Annotated in this window: 18 protein-coding genes and 3 pseudogenes; 9 read left to right on the forward strand and 12 right to left on the reverse strand. The window is 64.0% G+C overall.

Annotated features, from left to right (window positions below):
* Positions 1-106: 106 nt before the first annotated feature.
* Positions 107-1,747, reverse strand: a complete 1,641-nt coding sequence (gene groL, locus ACVWZ4_RS25240) for a chaperonin GroEL (protein ID WP_456704330.1) — start codon at positions 1,745-1,747, stop codon at positions 107-109.
* 46 nt (positions 1,748-1,793) lie between these two features.
* Positions 1,794-2,108, reverse strand: coding sequence for a co-chaperone GroES (locus tag ACVWZ4_RS25245; RefSeq protein ID WP_092239996.1), 315 nt, complete (start codon positions 2,106-2,108; stop codon positions 1,794-1,796).
* Positions 2,109-2,511: 403 nt separating this feature from the next.
* Here ACVWZ4_RS25245 and ACVWZ4_RS25250 point away from each other — a divergent pair, with 403 nt between their 5' ends.
* Both ACVWZ4_RS25250 and ACVWZ4_RS25255 read left to right on the forward strand, forming a co-directional pair.
* Positions 2,512-2,799, forward strand: a complete 288-nt coding sequence (locus ACVWZ4_RS25250) for an usg protein (protein WP_092239997.1) — start codon at positions 2,512-2,514, stop codon at positions 2,797-2,799.
* 171 nt (positions 2,800-2,970) lie between these two features.
* On the forward strand, positions 2,971-3,546 hold the full coding sequence (locus ACVWZ4_RS25255) for a cupin domain-containing protein (protein ID WP_456704329.1): 576 nt from the start codon (positions 2,971-2,973) through the stop codon (positions 3,544-3,546).
* A 110-nt stretch (positions 3,547-3,656) separates the two neighbouring features.
* On the opposite strand, the gene ACVWZ4_RS25260 is transcribed toward ACVWZ4_RS25255, so the two are convergent.
* A complete protein-coding gene (locus ACVWZ4_RS25260; RefSeq protein ID WP_456741436.1) occupies positions 3,657-4,907 on the reverse strand; it encodes a NupC/NupG family nucleoside CNT transporter in 1,251 nt (416 codons plus the stop codon).
* A 122-nt stretch (positions 4,908-5,029) separates the two neighbouring features.
* Between ACVWZ4_RS25260 and ACVWZ4_RS25265 the strand changes: the two are divergent.
* Positions 5,030-5,179 (forward strand): annotated as a pseudogene (locus tag ACVWZ4_RS25265) (helix-turn-helix domain-containing protein); the annotation flags it as partial.
* An 18-nt stretch (positions 5,180-5,197) separates the two neighbouring features.
* Positions 5,198-5,398 (forward strand): annotated as a pseudogene (locus ACVWZ4_RS25270) (FGGY-family carbohydrate kinase); the annotation flags it as partial.
* A gap of 81 nt (positions 5,399-5,479) precedes the next feature.
* Here ACVWZ4_RS25270 and ACVWZ4_RS25275 read toward each other — a convergent pair.
* The 5 genes from ACVWZ4_RS25275 to ACVWZ4_RS25295 form a co-directional block, all read right to left on the reverse strand.
* Positions 5,480-6,238, reverse strand: a complete 759-nt coding sequence (locus ACVWZ4_RS25275; RefSeq protein ID WP_456704327.1) for an SDR family oxidoreductase — start codon at positions 6,236-6,238, stop codon at positions 5,480-5,482.
* Positions 6,239-6,263: 25 nt separating this feature from the next.
* Positions 6,264-7,022: a peptidase gene (locus tag ACVWZ4_RS25280; protein WP_456704326.1), complete on the reverse strand. Its 759-nt coding sequence runs from the start codon at positions 7,020-7,022 to the stop codon at positions 6,264-6,266.
* Between the two features lie 87 nt (positions 7,023-7,109).
* The gene (locus ACVWZ4_RS25285) at positions 7,110-7,958 is read right to left on the reverse strand and encodes a transglutaminase family protein (RefSeq protein ID WP_456704325.1); all 849 of its coding nucleotides are present in this window, start codon (positions 7,956-7,958) and stop codon (positions 7,110-7,112) included.
* Between the two features lie 170 nt (positions 7,959-8,128).
* Positions 8,129-9,073, reverse strand: coding sequence for an alpha-E domain-containing protein (locus ACVWZ4_RS25290; protein WP_456704324.1), 945 nt, complete (start codon positions 9,071-9,073; stop codon positions 8,129-8,131).
* A 4-nt stretch (positions 9,074-9,077) separates the two neighbouring features.
* Positions 9,078-10,496, reverse strand: coding sequence for a circularly permuted type 2 ATP-grasp protein (locus ACVWZ4_RS25295; RefSeq protein ID WP_456704323.1), 1,419 nt, complete (start codon positions 10,494-10,496; stop codon positions 9,078-9,080).
* 222 nt (positions 10,497-10,718) lie between these two features.
* Here ACVWZ4_RS25295 and ACVWZ4_RS25300 point away from each other — a divergent pair, with 222 nt between their 5' ends.
* The 3 genes from ACVWZ4_RS25300 (at position 10,719) to ACVWZ4_RS25310 (ending at position 12,804) form a co-directional block, all read left to right on the forward strand.
* Entirely contained in the window at positions 10,719-11,456 is a 738-nt protein-coding gene (locus ACVWZ4_RS25300; RefSeq protein WP_456704322.1) for a competence/damage-inducible protein A, read from the forward strand.
* 35 nt (positions 11,457-11,491) lie between these two features.
* The gene (gpt, locus tag ACVWZ4_RS25305) at positions 11,492-12,019 is read left to right on the forward strand and encodes a xanthine phosphoribosyltransferase (protein WP_456704321.1); all 528 of its coding nucleotides are present in this window, start codon (positions 11,492-11,494) and stop codon (positions 12,017-12,019) included.
* A 167-nt stretch (positions 12,020-12,186) separates the two neighbouring features.
* Positions 12,187-12,804, forward strand: a complete 618-nt coding sequence (locus ACVWZ4_RS25310; RefSeq protein WP_456704320.1) for a hypothetical protein — start codon at positions 12,187-12,189, stop codon at positions 12,802-12,804.
* 16 nt (positions 12,805-12,820) lie between these two features.
* On the opposite strand, the gene ACVWZ4_RS25315 is transcribed toward ACVWZ4_RS25310, so the two are convergent.
* On the reverse strand, positions 12,821-13,843 hold the full coding sequence (locus tag ACVWZ4_RS25315; protein ID WP_456741437.1) for a methionine synthase: 1,023 nt from the start codon (positions 13,841-13,843) through the stop codon (positions 12,821-12,823).
* Positions 13,844-13,952: 109 nt separating this feature from the next.
* Here ACVWZ4_RS25315 and ACVWZ4_RS25320 point away from each other — a divergent pair, with 109 nt between their 5' ends.
* The gene (locus ACVWZ4_RS25320) at positions 13,953-14,561 is read left to right on the forward strand and encodes a DsbA family protein (RefSeq protein WP_456704318.1); all 609 of its coding nucleotides are present in this window, start codon (positions 13,953-13,955) and stop codon (positions 14,559-14,561) included.
* Positions 14,561-15,538, forward strand: a complete 978-nt coding sequence (locus tag ACVWZ4_RS25325; protein ID WP_456741438.1) for an NADPH:quinone oxidoreductase family protein — start codon at positions 14,561-14,563, stop codon at positions 15,536-15,538. Before ACVWZ4_RS25320 ends, ACVWZ4_RS25325 begins: the two co-directional genes overlap by 1 nt.
* An 18-nt stretch (positions 15,539-15,556) precedes the next feature.
* On the opposite strand, the gene ACVWZ4_RS25330 is transcribed toward ACVWZ4_RS25325, so the two are convergent.
* The 3 genes and pseudogenes from ACVWZ4_RS25330 to ACVWZ4_RS25340 form a co-directional block, all read right to left on the reverse strand.
* Positions 15,557-16,447 (reverse strand): crotonase/enoyl-CoA hydratase family protein, encoded by an 891-nt coding sequence (locus ACVWZ4_RS25330; RefSeq protein ID WP_456741439.1) that lies wholly within the window; start codon positions 16,445-16,447, stop codon positions 15,557-15,559.
* A gap of 128 nt (positions 16,448-16,575) precedes the next feature.
* Complete coding sequence (locus ACVWZ4_RS25335; RefSeq protein ID WP_456735560.1) at positions 16,576-18,009, reverse strand: amidase; 1,434 nt, start codon at positions 18,007-18,009, stop codon at positions 16,576-16,578.
* A gap of 2 nt (positions 18,010-18,011) precedes the next feature.
* A pseudogene (locus tag ACVWZ4_RS25340) lies at positions 18,012-19,176 on the reverse strand (M20 aminoacylase family protein).
* Between the last annotated feature and the right edge of the window lie 9 nt (positions 19,177-19,185).

Consider the following 19,185-nt stretch of genomic DNA (forward strand, 5'->3'; position numbering starts at 1 on the left):
ACAAAAACCCCGGCATTGCTGCCGGGGTTTCGCATTTGTGGAGCGAGATCCCGGATCTGCGGTGCACCACTTCGCGCTGCACCGCGTCCGGGACGACTTCGTCGCCTTAGAAGTCCATGCCGCCCATGCCGCCGCCCGGGGGCATCGCGGGAGCCGCGCCGCCCTTCTTGGGCAGTTCGGCGACCATGGCTTCCGTGGTGATCAGCAGCGCCGCAACCGAAGCTGCGTTCTGGATCGCGGTACGGACCACCTTGGTCGGGTCGATGATGCCCTTCTTGACGAGGTCGCCATATTCGCCGGTCTGGGAGTCGAAGCCGTAAGCATAGGCCTTGTTCTCCAGGATCTTGCCGACGATCACCGAGCCGTCTTCGCCGGCGTTGATCGCGATCTGGCGAGCGGGCGCCGACAGCGCCTTGCGCACGATCTCGACGCCGGTCTTCTGGTCGTCGTTCTTGGTGCGCAGGCCCTTGAGCTGCTCGGAGGCACGGAGCAGGGCGACGCCGCCGCCCGGGACGATGCCTTCCTCGACAGCCGCGCGGGTCGCATGCATCGCGTCATCAACGCGATCCTTGCGCTCCTTCACCTCGACCTCGGTCGCGCCGCCGACGCGGATCACCGCGACGCCGCCGGCGAGCTTGGCGAGACGCTCCTGGAGCTTCTCACGGTCGTAGTCCGAGGTGGTCTCCTCGATCTGCGCCTTGATCTGGGCCACGCGCGCCTCGATGTCGGCCTTCTTGCCGGCGCCGTTGACGATCGTGGTGTTCTCCTTGTCGATCATCACCTTCTTGGCGCGACCGAGCATGTTGAGCGTGACGTTCTCGAGCTTGATGCCGAGATCTTCCGAGATCGCCTGGCCGCCGGTCAGGATCGCGATGTCCTGCAGCATGGCCTTGCGGCGATCGCCGAAGCCCGGAGCCTTGACGGCCGCGACCTTGAGGCCGCCGCGCAGACGGTTCACGACCAGGGTCGCGAGCGCCTCGCCTTCGACGTCCTCGGCGACGATGACCAGCGGCTTGCCGGTCTGCACCACGGCCTCGAGCAGCGGCAGCAGCTCGTTGAGCGAGGAGAGCTTCTTCTCGTTGATGAGGATGTAGGCGTCGTCCATCTCAACGCGCATCTTGTCGGCGTTGGTGACGAAGTAGGGCGAGATGTAGCCGCGGTCGAACTGCATGCCCTCGACGACGTCGAGCTCGGTCTCGAGCGACTTGGCTTCCTCGACGGTGATGACACCCTCGTTGCCGACCTTCTTCATAGCGTCGGACAGGAACTTGCCGATCTCCTGGTCGCCGTTCGCCGAGATGGTGCCGACCTGGGCGATCTCGTCGTTCGAGGTGACCTTCTTGGAGTTCTTCTGGAGGTCCGCAACGACGGCCTCGACCGCGAGGTCGATACCGCGCTTGAGGTCCATCGGGTTCATGCCGGCGGCAACCGACTTGGCGCCTTCCTTGACGATCGCCTGGGCAAGCACGGTGGCCGTGGTGGTGCCGTCGCCGGCCGCGTCAGCGGACTTCGAGGCGACTTCGCGCACCATCTGCGCGCCCATGTTCTCGAACTTGTCGTCGAGCTCGATCTCCTTGGCGACGGTGACGCCGTCCTTGGTGATGCGGGGAGCGCCGAACGACTTGTCGAGCACGACGTTGCGGCCCTTCGGACCGAGCGTGACCTTCACCGCGTTGGCGAGAACGTCGACGCCGCGCAGCATCTTGTCGCGCGCTTCAACCGAGAATTTGACTTCTTTGGCTGCCATCTGGAGTTTTCCTTGGATATGTTTGACTGGAGGGAGCGAGGGGCCGTTAGGCCGCCTTCTTCTTGGAAGCGGGGACGTCGAGGACGCCCATGATGTCGCTTTCCTTCATGATCAGGAGATCGACGTTGTCGATCTTGACTTCAGTGCCAGACCACTTGCCGAACAGCACGCGGTCGCCGACCTTCAGGTCGATCGGGATCAGCTTGCCGGCTTCGTCGCGGCCACCCGGGCCAACGGCGACGACTTCGCCCTGGGAGGGCTTTTCCTTGGCAGTGTCGGGAATGATGATGCCGCCAGCGGTCTTCTCTTCTGCGTCGATGCGCTTGACCACGACGCGGTCGTGAAGCGGACGGAAATTCATGCAGTCCTCCTAAACATTTGCACGAGTTGAGGTTTTTAGCTTGTTAGCAATCTGTGCCCGCGAGTGCTAGCACAGGCGGGATTGAAATAGGACAGGAATTTTGCGGGAGCAAGGGTTTGTAGCAAAAAAATCAGCAACCGGAAGCGCCGAGTGCCAACTTCGTGCGGCCATCGTTAACCGCGTCGCGAGGGCCTCTCCAGGCTTCCTTGGGGGCCGTATTAGCACGGAGCTGCATCTGCTGCTAACGCATTGAATTTCAACAGCTTGTTAAACTTTTAGGCTTGAGATGGATTGTCAGTTTGCGTCACATTTCTCTCATGTGAGCGCATCTCCACCGGGTGGCGCAACAGTCGCGTACCGGATCAAGCCACCCCCTGAATGCGCTCCTGCAAAGGAGGTTGGCATGGGATTGCGGGTTGGAACCGTTTCCGAGGATTTCCGGAAACAGTTGCTGGGCTACGGGCTGACGACGGCCCAAATTCTCTACAGGATGCCGGATCATCGCTCGCTGCTGCAGACCTATGTCTGGCAGAACTACGACATGTTTCCGAAATTCCCGGCGCTGACCGACTTCCTGGCGTTCTGGCAGGAGAAGCTCGACGGCCCGCTGCATTCGGTGACGGTGGCGCATTCCAAGCTGATCAAGCCGGCCGAGCTGCGCGCCGTGGATGGCGTGTTCCGGCTGCATTGACGGTGTGCAGGGTGGATTAGCCTGCGGCTGGGCGAAGCGCGTCGCTGGCGTAATCCACCTCTTTGCTTTCCACGCGCCGAGAGAGAATCGGTGGATGACGCCTTCGGCTGATCCACCCTACGAGAGCTGTTTTCATGCTAGCCTCCGTCCATGACAACGGGAGGCCGGCCCATGGCCAAGAAAACAAAATCGGAAACAAAATCGGAAACAAAATCGAAAACAAAATCGCGCAGCGCAGCCCAGAGCGCAGTGAAAAAGCGCAGCGGCGCCAAAGCCGCAACCCGCTCCTCGGCGCGCAAGGCGGTGAGGGCGAAGGCGCGCACGACGACGGCAAATGCATCCGTCAAGAAGCCGGCGCGCCCCAGGCAGCGCATCGCCATCAGCCATCACCGCGAGGAAGATTTCAAAGCCGATGGCCTGCGTGCTTACGCAAAATACCGCGACCTCGGCATCGCCGCGGCAAGCCACGGCCTCGCGCAAGCTCACGTCATCCGCCTGCAAGGCCCCTGCGATCCCACTGAGGTCTCGAAGCTGCACTTCCACGACGTCGAGTTCCAGATGGTCTACGTGCTCAAGGGCTGGGTGAAGACCTACATGGACGGGCAGGGCGAGACCATGATGAAAGAAGGCAGCGCCTGGACCCAGCCGCCGAAGATCAAGCACATGATCCTGGACTATTCCGATGACGTGGAATTGCTGGAAGTGATCCTGCCGGCGGAGTTCAGGACGGTGGAATTGAAGGCGTAGGCCGATCTCGTCACTTGTCATTGCGAGCGAAGCGAAGCAATCCAGACCACCTTCGCTGATACATTCCTGGATTGCTTCGCTCCGCTCGCAATGACGGCGGAGAGACCGCGCTACGTCAACACTCCCACGATCGCGCCCATCAGGCAGGTCGTCAGCGTCCCCGACACGATAGACTTCAATCCCAGTGCGTTGATCTCCTCGCGCCGGTCCGGCGCCATCACACCCAGGCCGCCGATCATGATGCCGAGGCTGGCGAAATTGGCGAAGCCGCACATCGCGTAGAGCATGATCAGGCGCGAGCGCGCATCGAGTGTATCGGGTGGCATTTTCGAGAAGTCGACATAGGCGACGAGTTCGTTGAGCACGGTCTTGGTGCCCATCAGGCTGCCGGCGGTGATCGCCTGGTCCCACGGCAGTCCCATCAGCCAGCACACCGGTGCCATGATCAAACCCAGCACGCGCTGCAGCGAGATCGCGGCACCGCCGACGTTTGGCAGCAGCCCAAGCACCGCATTGACGAGATAGACCAGCGCCACCAGCACCAGGAGCATGGCCACGATGTTGATCAGCAGTTCGATCCCCGCACTGGTACCTTTCACGATGGCGTCCATCGTGCCCGAAACCTGCATCTCCGGATCCTCCAGCGCGCCGCCGGTGCGCTTGTCTGACGTCTCGGGGATCATGATCAGGCTGACGAGGATGGCAGCCGGCGCGCCCAGCACGGAGGCGATGACGAAATGCGCGGCCGCGTCGGGGATGAGGGGAGCCAGCAGCGTCGCATAGAGCACCAGCACGGTGCCGGCGATGCCGGCCATGCCGCCGGTCATCACCAGAAACAATTCACTGCGGCTCATCTGCGCCAGATACGGCCGCACGAACAGCGGCGCCTCGACCATCCCGAGGAAGATGTTGGCGGCGGTCGAGAGCCCGACCGCGCCGCCGACCCCTAAGGTGCGCTCCAGCAGCCAGGCCATGCCGCGCACAACAGGCGGCAGCACGCGCCAGTAGAACAGCAGCGTCGTCAGCACGCTCATCACAAGCACGATCGGCAGCGCCTGAAATGCCAGGATGAAATCGGCACCCGGCGCCTTCAGGTCGAACGGCAGGGGGCCACCGCCGACATAGCCGAACACGAAGGAGGAGCCGGCGCGCGAGGCGGCCGAGATGGCCCCGACCGCGTCGTTGATGGCGCCGAAGGCGCGCGCGACAACAGGCACCTTCAGCAGCACGATCGCGGTGACGAAGGTCACGACGAGGCCGATCAGCGCCTGGCGCAACGAGACCGCGCGGCGATTCTCCGCCAGCGCGAAGGCGATCAGCAGCAATGCGAAAACCCCGAGTGTCGATTGCAGCCGCAGCATGATGTCCCCAAACCCCCCGATGATTATGGCTGTGCCTGCGTTGCAAACGCAATGCCGGGAATGTTGCTGGCAGGCCCGCTGTTGACAAGCTCGCCTGCGTCAGTCACGCGGGGAAGATTGACATCAGGGAGCGGCTCCGCATCAATCTCGCCTGCCAGATCCTGATGAGCGACGAGCAGGCCTCCATCGCCGACATCTGCTTCGAGGTCGGCTTCAATAATCTCTGCGACTTCAACCGCCAGTTTTTGGCGAGGAAGGGTATGCCGCCCTCGCGCTTCAGACGATTGCTGGCCAGTGCGCTGATCGCCGGACTGGATATGCGCTCGGACCTGGAGAGCTTGCTGGCTCTCTATCTCGCCGGCCTGTGCGGCCTCGGTTACGGCGCGCGGCAGATCGTGCGCGCCCAGCAGGACAAAGGCATCGCCATCGAGACGATCGTCGTCAGCGGCGGCGCCGCACAAAGCCGTCCCGTGCGGCAGGTGCTCGCAGATGACGATTGTTGAGACAGCGCCACCCCCGCACCAGGCGTCGTTCGACGCCTACCGTGCATGGGGATGTCTTCGCGTTTTGCTTCAGCCGCGTCCGACGAACGGCATCTTGGTGGCCATGACCGTCATCGTCAGCACATTGGCATCGAGCGGCAGGCCGGCCATGTAGGCGACGGCATCGCCGACCGCCTTCGCGTCCATGCGCGGCTCGTGCTTGGTGGTGCCGTCGGGCTGCAGTACGCCGGGGCCGTTGACCATGCGATCGGTCATCGGCGTCGCGGCATTGCCGATGTCGACCTGGCCGACCGCGATGTCGTACATGCGGCCGTCGAGGTTGGAGGCCTTGGTCAGGCCCGTGATGGCGTGCTTGGTCGAGGTGTAGGCCGCCGAGAACGGCCGGGGCGCGTGCGCCGAGATCGAGCCGTTGTTGATGATGCGTCCGCCGCGCGGGCTCTGGTCCTTCATGATGCGGAAGGCGTGCTGGGTGCACAGGAATGGGCCGGTGAGGTTGGTGTTCACCACCGCCTGCCACTGCTCGAGGCTGAGGTCCTCGAAATTCACGGCCGGCGCGCCCATGCCGGCATTGTTGAACAGCACGTCGAGCCGGCCATAGGTCGCCTTCACCTTGTCGAACAGCGCGGCGATGGATTCGGGCTTGGTCATGTCGGCGGTCACGCACAGGCTCTTGCCTGCGGGGCCGAGCTTCGCTGTCTCCTCGAGCATGTCGAGCCGGCGGCCGACCAGCACCACGGTGAAGCCGATGTTCATCAGCGCCAGCGATGCGGCGCGTCCGACCCCGGTGCCGGCGCCCGTCACCACTGCGATTTTTTTCGCTTCACTCATCGTTTCCTGCCTTTTCCTTGAGTTGTCAGATTTTGGGTTCTTTTTCGTTCTTGTAGGGCGGCCGCGGAATGTTCTGATGCGCCGCGCGCAAGGCGGCCGACCAGCGCGAGCGCAGATCGTGGAAATAGGGCTCGCCAGCCTCGATGCGGTGGTTGAGATCGGCCTCGCAGGCGTCGGCCCGCACCACGAGCACGTCGATCGGGAGGCCGACACCGAGGTTGGAGCGCATCGTCGAGTCCATCGAGATCAGGCCGGTCTTCAGCGCCTCGTAGAGCTCGACGTCGTAATGCATGGCGCGGTCGAGCACCGGCTTGCCGTATTTGTGCTCGCCGATCTGCAGGTAGGGCGTGTCGGTGGTGCACTCGATGAAATTGCCCGCGGTGTAGATCATGAACAGGCGCATGCGGGAGCCCTTGATCTGGCCACCGAACAGGAAGGAGACGTCGAAGGACACGTCCTCGGATCTCAGCGCCGGTCCCTCGGTCGCATGCACCGCCCGGATCGCCCGGCCGATGCGCTGGGCGGCCTGGAACATGGTCGGCGCGTTCATCAGCGTCTCGACCTCGCCCGTGTTGGGGTCTTCGAGGCCTTCGGTCAGCGTCGAGAGCACCGACTGGCTGATGGCGAGGTTGCCGGCGCTGGCGATCGCCATGATGCGGTCGCCGGGCTTGGAGAAGATGTGCAGCTTGCGGAAGGTCGAGACGTTGTCGAGACCGGCATTGGTGCGGGTATCGGCGATCATCACGAGCCCGTCCCGAACCAGGATTCCACAACAATAGGTCATTTCCAGTCCCCGAACGCGTTTGCGCGGAATTACTAGCCAATTTCGGAGGCCGCTCCAACCCCGATTCCCAGGGGTGACGCGGGACGACTAGCTCTGCCGCTGCGACTGCGATTGCGACTGGCCACCGCGGCCGGCCTGCTCGACCTTGACCGCAACCGTCAGCGTCTCCGTGCCGCCGCCATAGCGGGTGCCGCGCACGGGAGCCGCGCCGAGATAATCGAGACCGATCGCGACGCGGACATGGGCGTCGGTGGTGCAGATGCTGTTGGCGGGATCGAAACCGACCCAGCCGAGACCATCGACGTAGGCTTCCGCCCAGGCATGCCCGGCATCCTGATGCACCGTGCCGTCGGAGCGCAGGAAATGACCGGAGACGAAGCGCGCCGGCACGCCGCCGATCCGGGCGCAGGCGATGAAGATATGCGCATAGTCCTGGCAGACGCCCCGCTTGAGCGTGAAGGCTTCGGCGGCCGAGGTGCCGCTGTTGGTCGGGTCTTCGTCGAACGTCATGTGATCGCTGATTTGCGACATCAGCGTGTGCAGGAAGCCGAGCGTGTCGTTCTCGGCCTCGCTGCGCAGCTGGCGCGCAACTGCGGTCATCGCCGGATTGGCGGTCGTGAGGTCGGTTGTGCGCAGGAACATGTCGGCGGGAAACCGCTCGTCCGCGCCGCGCAGCACGCCGCCGGTATCATGGGTCTCGATCAGCCCTTCGGCGGTGATCTTGATGTCGCTCAGGGGCCCGCAGGACAGCACATGGGTGACATTGCCGAACGCGTCTTCGTGCATGTCGAGCTTGGTGTCTGTGGAGACGTCGATCTGCCATTCCGCCACATATTGCCCGTCATGGCTGCACGGCGTCATGCGCAGGATCTGGATCACGCTGGTTGCGGCCGGCTCGTAGCGATAGGTCGTGGTGTGCTGGATTCGCAGGCGCATGGTGGACCGTGCCGTTAATGGTTAAGCCCGACTGGCTGGCGTGAAGAAGGTCGTCATGCCCGGGCTTGTCCCGGGCATCCACGATCTTCGTCACCGCGCTGGAACAAGAACGTGTATGGCCGGGACAAGCCCGGCCATGACGAATGTCCCATATCGCCAGTGGGCGGGCATCAGATCAAATACTGCTTCGTGATGATTTCGCCCAGCCTGGAATTGTCAGCGATGAATTCCTGAATGAATTCATGCACGCCATGCTGGAAAATGTCGTTCATGTTGCTGTGTTCCAGCCGGTTGCGGATGCCGCGGGCGTGGCGCTGGGCCGGACCCTGACGGCCATAGGCGACGCCGATCTGGTCGAGGTTGCGCACGAGATTTTCGTAGCAGCTCGCCAGCGAGCGCGGCAGCGTCCCGTTGAGAATGAGCAGATCCGCAACCAGCCAGGGTTTCAGCGTCTCGCGGTAGACCCAATGATAGGCCGTCAGCGCCGATACCGAGCGCAGGATCGAGCTCCACTGATAGAAGTCCAGCGGACCGCCGACATGCTCCTCTTCGGGCAGCAGCACGTGATACTTCACGTCGAGAATGCGTGCCGTGTTGTCGGCGCGCTCCAGATGCAGGCCGAGCCGGGAGAACCAGTAGGCGTCGTTGCGCAGCATGGTCCGGTAGGCCGAGCCGTCGAATCGCAGCGACGTCTCCTGCACGAAGCGCAGGAATTTGGCGAGGTCCTCGCGGGTGGAGGTGCCCTTGCTCCAGACCGCCTGAAGTTCGATCCAGGCCGAATTGATCGTGTCCCACATCTCGCTCGTCAGCGCCGTGCGGACCGAGCGCGAGTTCAGCCGCGCGGCCTCGATGCAGTTCCTGATCGAGGACGGATTGTCGGCGGAGAACGAGAGGTAGTCGACGACATTGTGCTCGTTGGCTTCCTCATGGGTCTGATAGAAGCTTTCCGCGACGCCGGCGGTGAGCAGCGCCGAGGCCCATTCGTTGGTCTTGCCGATATAGGCGGCGGGAAGCGCGGTGACACGCAAGGTCGCATCGATGGTGCGTGCGAGATATTCGGCCCGTTCGACGTAGCGGGCGAGCCAGTAGAGATTTTCGGCGGTACGCGACAGCATCTGACTACTCGTCCAAAATCCAGGTGTCTTTGGTGCCGCCGCCCTGGCTCGAATTCACCACGAGCGAGCCTTCCTTCAGCGCGACGCGCGTCAGCCCGCCCGGCACGATCGTCGTGCTCTTGCTGCCGGTGAGCACGAAGGGCCGCAGGTCGACATGGCGCGGCGCGAGGCCCGAGGCCGTGCAGGTCGGGCAGGTCGAGAGCGCCAGCGTCGGCTGCGCGATGAAGCCTTCCGGCTCCCGCTTGAGCTTTTCGCGGAACGCCTCGATCGTGGCCTTGGTCGCGGCGGGGCCGATCAGCATGCCGTAACCGCCGGAGCCGTGCACCTCCTTGACCACGAGCTCGCCGATATGATCGAGCACATAGGCGAGATCTTTCGGCTCGCGGCAGCGCCAGGTCTGCACGTTCTTCAGGATAGGCTCCTCGCCGAGATAGAATTTCACGATGTCGGGCATGTAGGAGTAGATCGCCTTGTCGTCGGCGATGCCGGTGCCGACGGCGTTGGCGAGGGTGATGTTGCCGGCGGCATAGGCCGACATCAGCCCGGGCACGCCGAGCGCAGAATCGGGACGGAAGGTCAGGGGATCGAGGAAATCATCGTCGACACGGCGGTAGATCACGTCGACACGCTTCACGCCCTCGGTCGTTCGCATGAAGACTTCGTTGTTCTTGACGATGAGGTCGCGCCCCTCGACCAGTTCGATGCCGAGCTTGTCGGCAAGGAAAGAATGTTCGTAGTAGGCGGAATTGTAGACGCCCGGTGTCAACAGGGCGACCGTCGGCTCGCCCGAGGCGCTCTGCGGCGCGACCGAGCGGAGCGCGGCGAGCAACTCGTCCGGATAGCGCTCGACCGGCGCCACCCGGTGCCGGGCGAACAGATCGGGAAACAACCGCATCATGATCTCGCGGTTTTCCAGCATGTAGGACACGCCGGACGGCGTGCGCGCATTGTCCTCCAGCACGATGAAGTCGTTGGCATCGACCCTGATGATATCGATGCCGGCGATGTGCACGTAGACGTCGTGCGGTACCTGCTGGCCGTTCATCTCGGGACGAAAGACCGGGTTCTGGAAGATCAGATCGTCGGGTACGATCTCGGCGCGGAGGATGTCGCGGCCGTGATAGATGTCGCGCAGGAACATGTTCAGCGCCTTGACGCGCTGCTTCAGTCCCTTTTCCAGCACTGTCCATTCCCTGCCGGACATGATCCGCGGGATCACGTCGAACGGGATCAGGCGCTCGGTGGATTCCGAATCCCCATAGACCGCGAAGGTGATGCCGATGCGGCGGAACAGGAGCTCGGCCTCCTGGCGGCGATACTCGAGCGCCTCGGGAGGCGTCTCCTTGAGCCAGCGTGCCAGCTCCTGATAGGCGGGGCGAAGGTCCCCACCGGGAATATTCATTTCATCAAACGCGACTGCCATAGATGCCGACTGTTCTCCGTGGCCATGCGGCAAGAGTGCATGACTTTCATGTGGTAGCAAGGGGCGGGCCAGCGCGATAAGCATGGACCAGCAGCATTTGTCGGGGACGGCTGGCGGCCTGCCTGAAAAAATGGCTGAGGACTGCTTATTTCGGCAGCAAAACCGCGTGACTTCAACGCGTTACCTCGGCAAAGTCGGGACCACAGGTGAGGGACTTAAGGTATGAGCGAGATCGTCACGGCGGGCATTCTGGTCATCGGGGATGAAATCCTGTCCGGCCGGACCAAGGACAAGAATATCGGCTTCATCGCCGAATATTTGACCAATATCGGCATCGACCTGAAGGAGGTCCGGGTCGTCTCCGACGACGAGTCCGACATCATCGCCGCGTTGGATGCACTGCGGCATCGCTACACCTACGTGTTCACCACTGGCGGCATCGGGCCGACCCATGACGACATCACCGCCGACAGCGTGGCCAAGGCGTTCGGCGTCGGCATCGACCATCATCCCGAAGTGGTCGCCCGTTTCAGGGAGCGCTGGAGCGAGCAGGACCTCAACGAGGCCCGCCTGCGCATGGCCCGCATCCCCGATGGCGCCGAGCTGATCCAGAGCGCGACCATCCTCGCACCCGGCTTCAAGATCGGCAATGTCATCGTCATGGCGGGCGTGCCCTCGATCATGCAGGCGATGATGGACATCGTCTCGCCGAAGCTGAAATCGGGCGTGCGCATGCTCTCGGAATCGGTCCGCGCCAATGCGCGGGAGGGCGACATCGGCAGCCCCTTGCGCGCGATCGCCGCCGCCCATCCCGACACCATCATCGGCAGCTATCCTTTCATGGACGAGGAGCAGAAGCCAAACACCAATCTGGTGGTGCGCTCGCGCGACGCGGACAAGCTCGCAGCAGCGATGGCGGCGGTGAAGGACATGCTGGCGGGATTGAACATCACGCGCTAGCAACTAGCTGCCGACAGGCGAAGCAGGAGACGATAATGGCTGGTGAAACACCGCAATTGAGCGCAGAGGAACGGGCAGGCCGGCCCTTTCCTGTGTCGTGGGATCAGTTCCACCGGGATTGCCGGGCGCTGACCTGGCGGCTCAACGAGGTCGGTCCCTTCCATGCGGTGATCGCGATCACCCGCGGCGGCCTGGTGCCGGCCGCGATCGTGGCGCGCGAGCTCGGCGTGCGCGTGATCGATACCGTCTGCATCGCCAGCTACGACCATGACAAGCAGGGCGAGCTTCAGGTCCTCAAGGGCATTTCAGAACAGGCCATGAAGCTGGGCGGCGGCACCGGCAAGGGACTGTTGATCGTCGACGACCTCGTCGACACCGGCAAGACCGGCAAGCTGGTGCGCGAGATGCTGCCTGATGCGCATTTCGCCACCGTCTACGCCAAGCCGAAGGGGCGCCCGCTGGTCGACACGTTCATCACGGAAGTCTCGCAGGACACCTGGATCTTCTTCCCCTGGGACACCGCGCTGTCCTACCACCCGCCGCTGCGCGACGGCGCGGCGTGATCTTGCTTCACCTCGCCCCGCTCGCGGCGAGAGGCCGGAGTGCATCGAAGATGCAATCCGGGTGAGGGGGAGCCTCCGCGAGTCCTTCTCTCACCATATCTGCGGAGGCAGCCCCTCACCAAAACCCTCTCCCGGTAAGAATGGGGAGAGGGAGCAGAACCGCTCCCATGCCCCTGCAAAACCGCGTCACGCCGACTGGCGAGATCATCGCCACACCCTATCGCGGGATGTTCACCGGCAATCGCGGCATCATCCATGATCCCGCGACCAAGACGCTCCTGAAGAAGCGCTGGTCGTCGCCGGCCTGGCTCACCTGCACCTGCGAATTCCGCGGCCGCCGCCGCGAGGTGATGGCGCAGCGGAGCTGGACCGAACTGTTCTTCCTCGACGAGGCCACTGCGCTCGCTGCCGGCCATCGTCCCTGCTTCTATTGCCGCCGTGACGATGCCAATCGCTTCCGCGCCGCGTGGGAGAAGGGCAACCGCGTGCACGATGTCCGCATGCACGACATCGACGTCGTGCTGCATCACGAGCGGCTCGATCACGGCAAGAAGCGGCTGCACGTGATGCCGGTGCCGCTTGACCAGCTGCCCGATGGTGCGATGATTCAGCAGGGCGAGGACAGCTATCTGGTCACGCAGGGGAGAGCGCTAAAGTGGTCGCCGGCGGGATACGCCGCGGCGGAGGAAGTCCCCGGCGAGGCAACGCTGCTCACGCCGCCATCGACGCTCCGCACGCTGAACGCCGGCTATCGACCGGTGCTGCACCCCTCCGCGCCGCCCTAGCGCCGAATCCCCGCCGCTACCCCAGCTTCTCGCGCGCCAGCGCGGCGCCGGCGCCGAGGGCCATCAGCTTGGCCTCGGCGATCTCTCGCCGCATCGGCGCCATGCCGCAATTGGTGGTGGCGATGATGTTGCTTTTGGGTATGAATTTCGAGACAGCGTCGATCACCTGCACGACGTCCTCTGCCGTCTCGACCGTATCGCTGGCGACATCAATGACGCCGGCCTGCACGATTTTATTCTTGAGCAGCGCGAGCAGATCGAGGGGCACCTTCGAATTGCGGCACTCGATCGCGACCTGCTGGATCGGACTGGCGTCGATCGCCGGGAAGATCTGCTCGTATTGCCGCCATTGGGCGCCGAGCGTTTCCTTCCAGTCGGTGTTGGCCTTGATGCCGTAGCCGTAGCAGATGTGCACGGCGGTGGCGCAAGTGAGCCCCTGCGCGGCGCGCTCCAGCGCCTTGATGCCCCAGTCGTTGACCTCGTCCATGTAGACGTTGAAGGCCGGTTCGTCGAACTGCACGAGATCGACGCCGTCGGCCTGCAGCGCCCTGGCTTCCTCGTTCAACAGCTCGGCGAAGGCAAAGGCCATCTTGACGCGGTCGCCATAATGGCGGTCCGCAATCGTATCGATGATGGTCATCGGGCCGGGCAGGGTGAATTTCAGCTTCTTTTTGGTATGCGTGCGCGCCACTTGCGCCTCAAAGGCATGGACGCGGCCCTTCAGCCGGAGCGGAGCGACCACCTGCGGCACCATCGCCTTGTAGCGGTCCTTGCGGATGCCCATCTCGACCTTGTGCGCGAAGTCGATGCCCTCGATCTTCTCGAGAAAGCCGTGGACGAAATGCTGCCGGGCCTGTTCGCCCTCGGTGACGATGTCGAGGCCGGCGTCTTCCTGGATCTTCAGCCAGATCAGCGTCGCATCGCGCTTGGCACGCAGCAGCTCGTCGCCTTCCGACTTCCAGGGTGCCCAGAGCATGTTGGGCTCGGCAAGCCATTCCGGCTTGGGCAAGGAGCCGGCGATCGTCGTTGGAAACAGCATGGGTCCCTCCCGGCGGGTTGTGATTGCGCCTGTGTCTGCCATGTCTTAACGTCGAGGTACAGAACAACAAAAGTCGCCTTGAAACCGGCCATGCCGGAGCGGAAACGCCATGATCGAATTTTTCTTCGACTGCTCCAGTCCCTGGACCTATCTCGCCTTCCACAACATCCAGCCGCTGGCCAGGGAGCTCGGCTCCGAGATCGTCTGGAGGCCGATCCTCGTCGGCGGCATCTTCAACACGGTCAACCCGAGCGTCTACGCGCAGCGCGAGACGCCGGTGCCGCTGAAGGCGCGCTACATGAAGAAGGACCTCGCCGATTGGGCGCGCTCCGCCGGACTCGCCATCAAGATGCCGCCAACGGTGTTTCCGGTGAACAGCGTCAAGGCGATGCGCGGCTGCATCTGGCTCGGCAAGGACATGGTGCCGTTCGCGACATCAGTGTTCGAGGCCTATTGGGGCGGCGACGAGGACATCTCGCAGGATGCGGTGCTCGCGGCGATCTGCAGGAAGGCCGGTATCGACGAGCAGAAATTCTTTGCCGGAATCTCGCAGCAGGCCATCAAGGATCAGCTCAAGGCCAACACGGAGGAGGTTGTCGCGCGCGGCGGGTTCGGCTCACCGACGATTTTCGTCAACAAGACCGACATGTATTTTGGCAATGACCGTCTGCCGCTGATCCGCGAGGCGCTGCTGCGCAGCAAGGCGAGCGCGGCCTGATGGCTCGTGCTGTCGTCTGCCGCGCGCTCGGCGTACCCGAAACGTTGCGGCTGGAAGAGTTGCCGTCGCGTGCCCTGAATCCGGGCGAAGTTCGTGTCGCAATTCGTGCCGCCGGCCTTAATTTTCCTGACGTGCTGATGGCCGCAGGCGAATATCAGCTCAAGCCGGAGTTGCCGTTCACGCCCGGCATGGAAGCTGCCGGTGACGTGACCGAGGTCGGTGCGGAGGCGAGGGGCGTTTCCGTCGGCGACAAGGTCATCGTCAAGATGCGCCACGGCGCCTTCACGGACGAGGCGGTCGTCACGCCGGCGCAGCTGACGCCGTTGCCATCAAACTTCGATTACGCCGAGGGGGCGACCTATCTCGCCGGCCACGGCACCGCCTATCATGCGCTGATCGATCGCGGCCGGGTCGAGCCGGGCGAGGTGCTGCTGGTGCATGGCGCCGGCGGTGGGGTTGGCCTTGCTGCGGTGGAGATCGGCAAGATGCTCGGTGCGAACGTGATCGCGACCGCGTCCAGTGACGAGAAGCTGGCGGTCGCGAAATCACGCGGCGCCGATCATCTCGTGCGTTACGACCGCGAGCCGTTTCGCGATGCCGTCAAGCGCATCACCGACGGCCGCGGCGCCGACGTGGTGTTCGATCCCGTCGGCGGCGAGGTGTTCGAGAACTCGATGCGCTGCATCGCCTGGGGCGCAAGGCTGCTGGTGATCGGCTTCACCGGCGGCATCGGCTCGGCCAAGACCAATCTCTTGCTGATCAAGGGCGCCAGCGTGCTCGGCGTGCGCGCCGGCGAAGCCGTGCGCAAGAATCCCGCGCTTGGCGAGATCAGGCTGAAGGCGCTGCTCACATGGGCGGAAGAGGGCAGGCTGCGGCCGAACATCTCGCACCGGCTGCCGCTGCAAGATTGCGCCAAGGCGATGCGGCTGTTGCTCGACCGCAAGGCGATCGGCCGCGTGGCGTTGGTGATGGAGTGACCTCCATCACGCATCGCCTCACTCGTACTCCCGCTCCGTCCACCACGGAAAATAGTCCGGCATGTCGCTCGACACCTTGTTCTTGAACTGCGCCGGGCGCTTCTCCAGGAACGACACCACGCCTTCCTTCACGTCGTCCGAACGGCCGCGGGCGTAGATGCCGCGGCTGTCGACCTTGTGGGCTTCCATAGGGTCGTCGGCGCCCATCATGCGCCACATCATCTGGCGGATCAGCGCCACCGACACCGGCGCGGTCTTGGTCGCAAACTCCTTGGCGAGGGCGCGCGCGGTCGGCAAGAGATCATCGGGCGCGACGACCCTGCTGACGAGACGGCCGGCGAGCGCCTCCTGCGCCGGAAAGACGCGGCCCGAATAGCACCATTCCAGTGCCTGCGAGATGCCGACGATGCGCGGCAGGAACCAGCTCGAGGCGGCCTCCGGCACGATGCCGCGCTGGGAGAACACGAAGCCGAAGCGCGCGGCATCCGACGCGATGCGGATGTCCATCGCAAGCTGCATGGTGACGCCGATGCCGACGGCGGGGCCGTTCACCGCGGCGATGACGGGCTTGAGGCATTTGAAGATCCGCAAGGTGACCTGGCCGCCGCCGTCGCGCACCTGCGGATCGCTGTAATCGACCTTGCCGTCCGCGAAACGCTTGACGGGCCCGCGCCGCGCGTCGCGATCGAAGGTGTTCGCGCCCGACGACAGATCGGCACCTGCGCAAAACCCGCGCCCTGCACCTGTGACGATGACGGCGCGGACATAGTCGTCCTTGTCGGCGGCGTCGAACGCGTCGATCAATTCGGCCTGCATCTGCGCATTGAAGGCGTTGAGCTTGTCGGGCCGGTTCAGCGTGATGGTGAGGATCTGCTCGGCGACCTCGTATTTGATCGTCTCATACGCCATGGGTGGTTTCCTTCCCTGTCATTCTTGAATCAATTCTGTCATTGCCGGGCTTGACCCGGCAATCCATCTTTTTCTGAAGACGATGGATGCGCGGGTCGAGCCCGCGCATGACGAATTGTGCTGAGGCGCTAGATGCTCGCCTGATGCGCCGGCGGCTTCGGCCAAGGCCGCTGCGCGCCGCGCAGGCCTTCAAACGCCTTGGCGAGGCCGAGCACGCCGATATCATCGAAGCGGCGGCCGACGATCTGCACGCCGATCGGAAAACCTGTGGCATCGAAGCCGCCATTGAGGGAGATGGCCGGGTTCTCCGACATATTCCACGGGACGGTATAGCAGATGTGCTCGAACGGCCTCATCGGATCGTTGGTGGGCGACGCCCATTCCGCCGCAAAATTCACATTCGGGGCGGTCGGCGAGATCACGTAATCGAGCTCGCAGAACAGTTTTGACGCAGCCGCGCGGATCGCCATGGTCTGGTTGAAGCCGCGGATCACGTCGACCCCCGACAGCTTCGCGCCCGATACGCCCCACTTATGAATATAAGGCAGCACCTTGCCCTGTTCGGCCGGCGTCAGCTTCGTCAGATCGTCCCACATCCGCGCGCGCCAGAAATTGTCGAGGCCGTCGAGCATCTCGCGGGTGAGGATGCCGTCGACTTCGGTGACGACGCTGCCTGCGGATTCGAACGCCTTCGCGGCTTTCACCGCGACCTCGCGGACCGGCCTTTCCGCCGGGAGGCCGACGCCGGCATCCAGCATCAGGCCGATCCGCAATTTGCGTGGAGATTTCTCCAACCCCTTCCAATTGAGCGGTTCGGCGGGAAGGCTCATGCCATCGCGCCGGTCAGGCTTCGCGATCACGCTCATCATCAGCGCGCAATCATCGACCGTACGGGTCATGGGGCCGGCGACGCGGCCGACATAGGTGGGGTCGATCGGCACGCGGCCGAAGCTCGGCTTCAGGCCGACGAGGCCGCACCAAGCGGCGGGCAGGCGCACCGAGCCGCCAATGTCCGTGCCGAGATGTAAGGGACCATAGCCGGCCGCCGCAGCAGCGCCAGCACCGGCGCTGGAGCCGCCGGGATTCTTGGAGAGATCCCACGGATTGCGCGCGAGCGCATGGAACGAGGAGAGGCCCGAGGACAGCATGCCGTAATCGGGCATGGTGGTCTTGGCGAAGATGATCGCCCCTGCCTCACGCAGCCGGGCCGCGGGCGGTGCGTCCTTCTCGGCGGGCACGAGCCTGACGCTCGCAGCGCCAAGCGGCACCGGCACGCCCTTGGTCGCGATATTGTCCTTTATCGTGACGGGCACGCCGTCGAGCGGGCCGCAAGGCTCGCCGCCGGACCAGCGCGCGGTCGAGGCCTTGGCGACCTCGCGCGCGCTGTCAGGATCGAAGGCGTAGAGCGCCTTGAGATGCGGCTCCCACGCAGCGACATGCGTGAGCAAATCCTCCAGCACCTCGCTCGGCGAGAACTGTTTTGCCCGATAGCCCGCGATGAGATCGACCGCGGAGAGATCGTGCAGCGAGGTGACTGCATCTTCGACGCTCTGTTTCTGCATTGCTAACCCACCGGCATGCGCGTTTCGATGATCCGGGCGAACATGCTGGCGCCGATCGGCAGGATCTTGTCGTCGAGCACGAAGCCGGGATTGTGCACGGGCACCGAGCCGTCATGACCGACCCAGAAATAGGCGCCGGGAATGGTCTCCAGCATGTCGGCGAAATCCTCGCTGCCCATCTTCGGCTGGGTGCGGGTAATCACCTTGGCGGGATCGACGACGGTGCGCGCGACCTCCTCCACCACCCTGGACTGCTCGACCTGATTGACCAGCACGTTGAACGTGTCGCGGATGTCGACGTCGATCACGCATTGATAGGCGCTGGCGATGCCGGCGCAGATGGTGCGGATGCGCTCGCTGACCAGGGTGCGGACTTCCTTCGAGAAGGTGCGGATGGTGCCGCAAAGATGCGCGTCGCCGGGAATGACGTTGTAGGCGGAGCCCGCATGGATCTGGGTGATCGACACCACGGCTGCCTGCAGCGGCTCGACGTTGCGGCTGACGATGGTCTGGATCGCCTGCGCCAGCGTGGTTGCGATGATCACGGCGTCCTTGGAACGCTCGGGCATCGCGCCATGCGCGCCATAACCGGTGATGCGGAGGTCGAAGAAGTCGGCGCTGGCCATGGCCGGGCCCGGCAGGATGGCGATCTCGCCGTGATTCAAGTCAGGCGCGTTATGCAGGCCGTAAAGCTCGTCGCACGGAAACTTCTCGAACAGGCCGTCCTTGATCATGGCGCGAGCGCCGCCGAGGCCTTCCTCGGCCGGCTGGAAGATCAGGTGCACGGTACCGTCGAAGTTCCGGGTCTCGGCGAGGTAACGTGCAGTGCCGAGCAGCATGGTGGTGTGGCCGTCATGGCCGCAGCCGTGGAAGCGGCCGGGGATCTTCGAACTCCATTTCAGATTGGGTGTTCTCCTCCATCGGCAGCGCGTCCATGTCGGCGCGCAGACCGATGCGCTTGCTGCCGGAACCCTTTCCCTTGATGACGCCGATCACGCCGGTGCCGCCGAGACCGCGATGCACCTCGATGCCCCAGCTCGTCAGCTTGTCGGCGACGATGCCTGACGTGCGGACCTCCTCGAAGCCGATCTCGGGATGGGCGTGCAGGTCGCGCCTGATGGCGGTGAGTTCGTCGGCGTAACCGTCGATGCGGTCGATGGTGGGCATGTGTCCTGT

It is taken from the genome of Bradyrhizobium sp. USDA 4472, assembly GCF_054058595.1.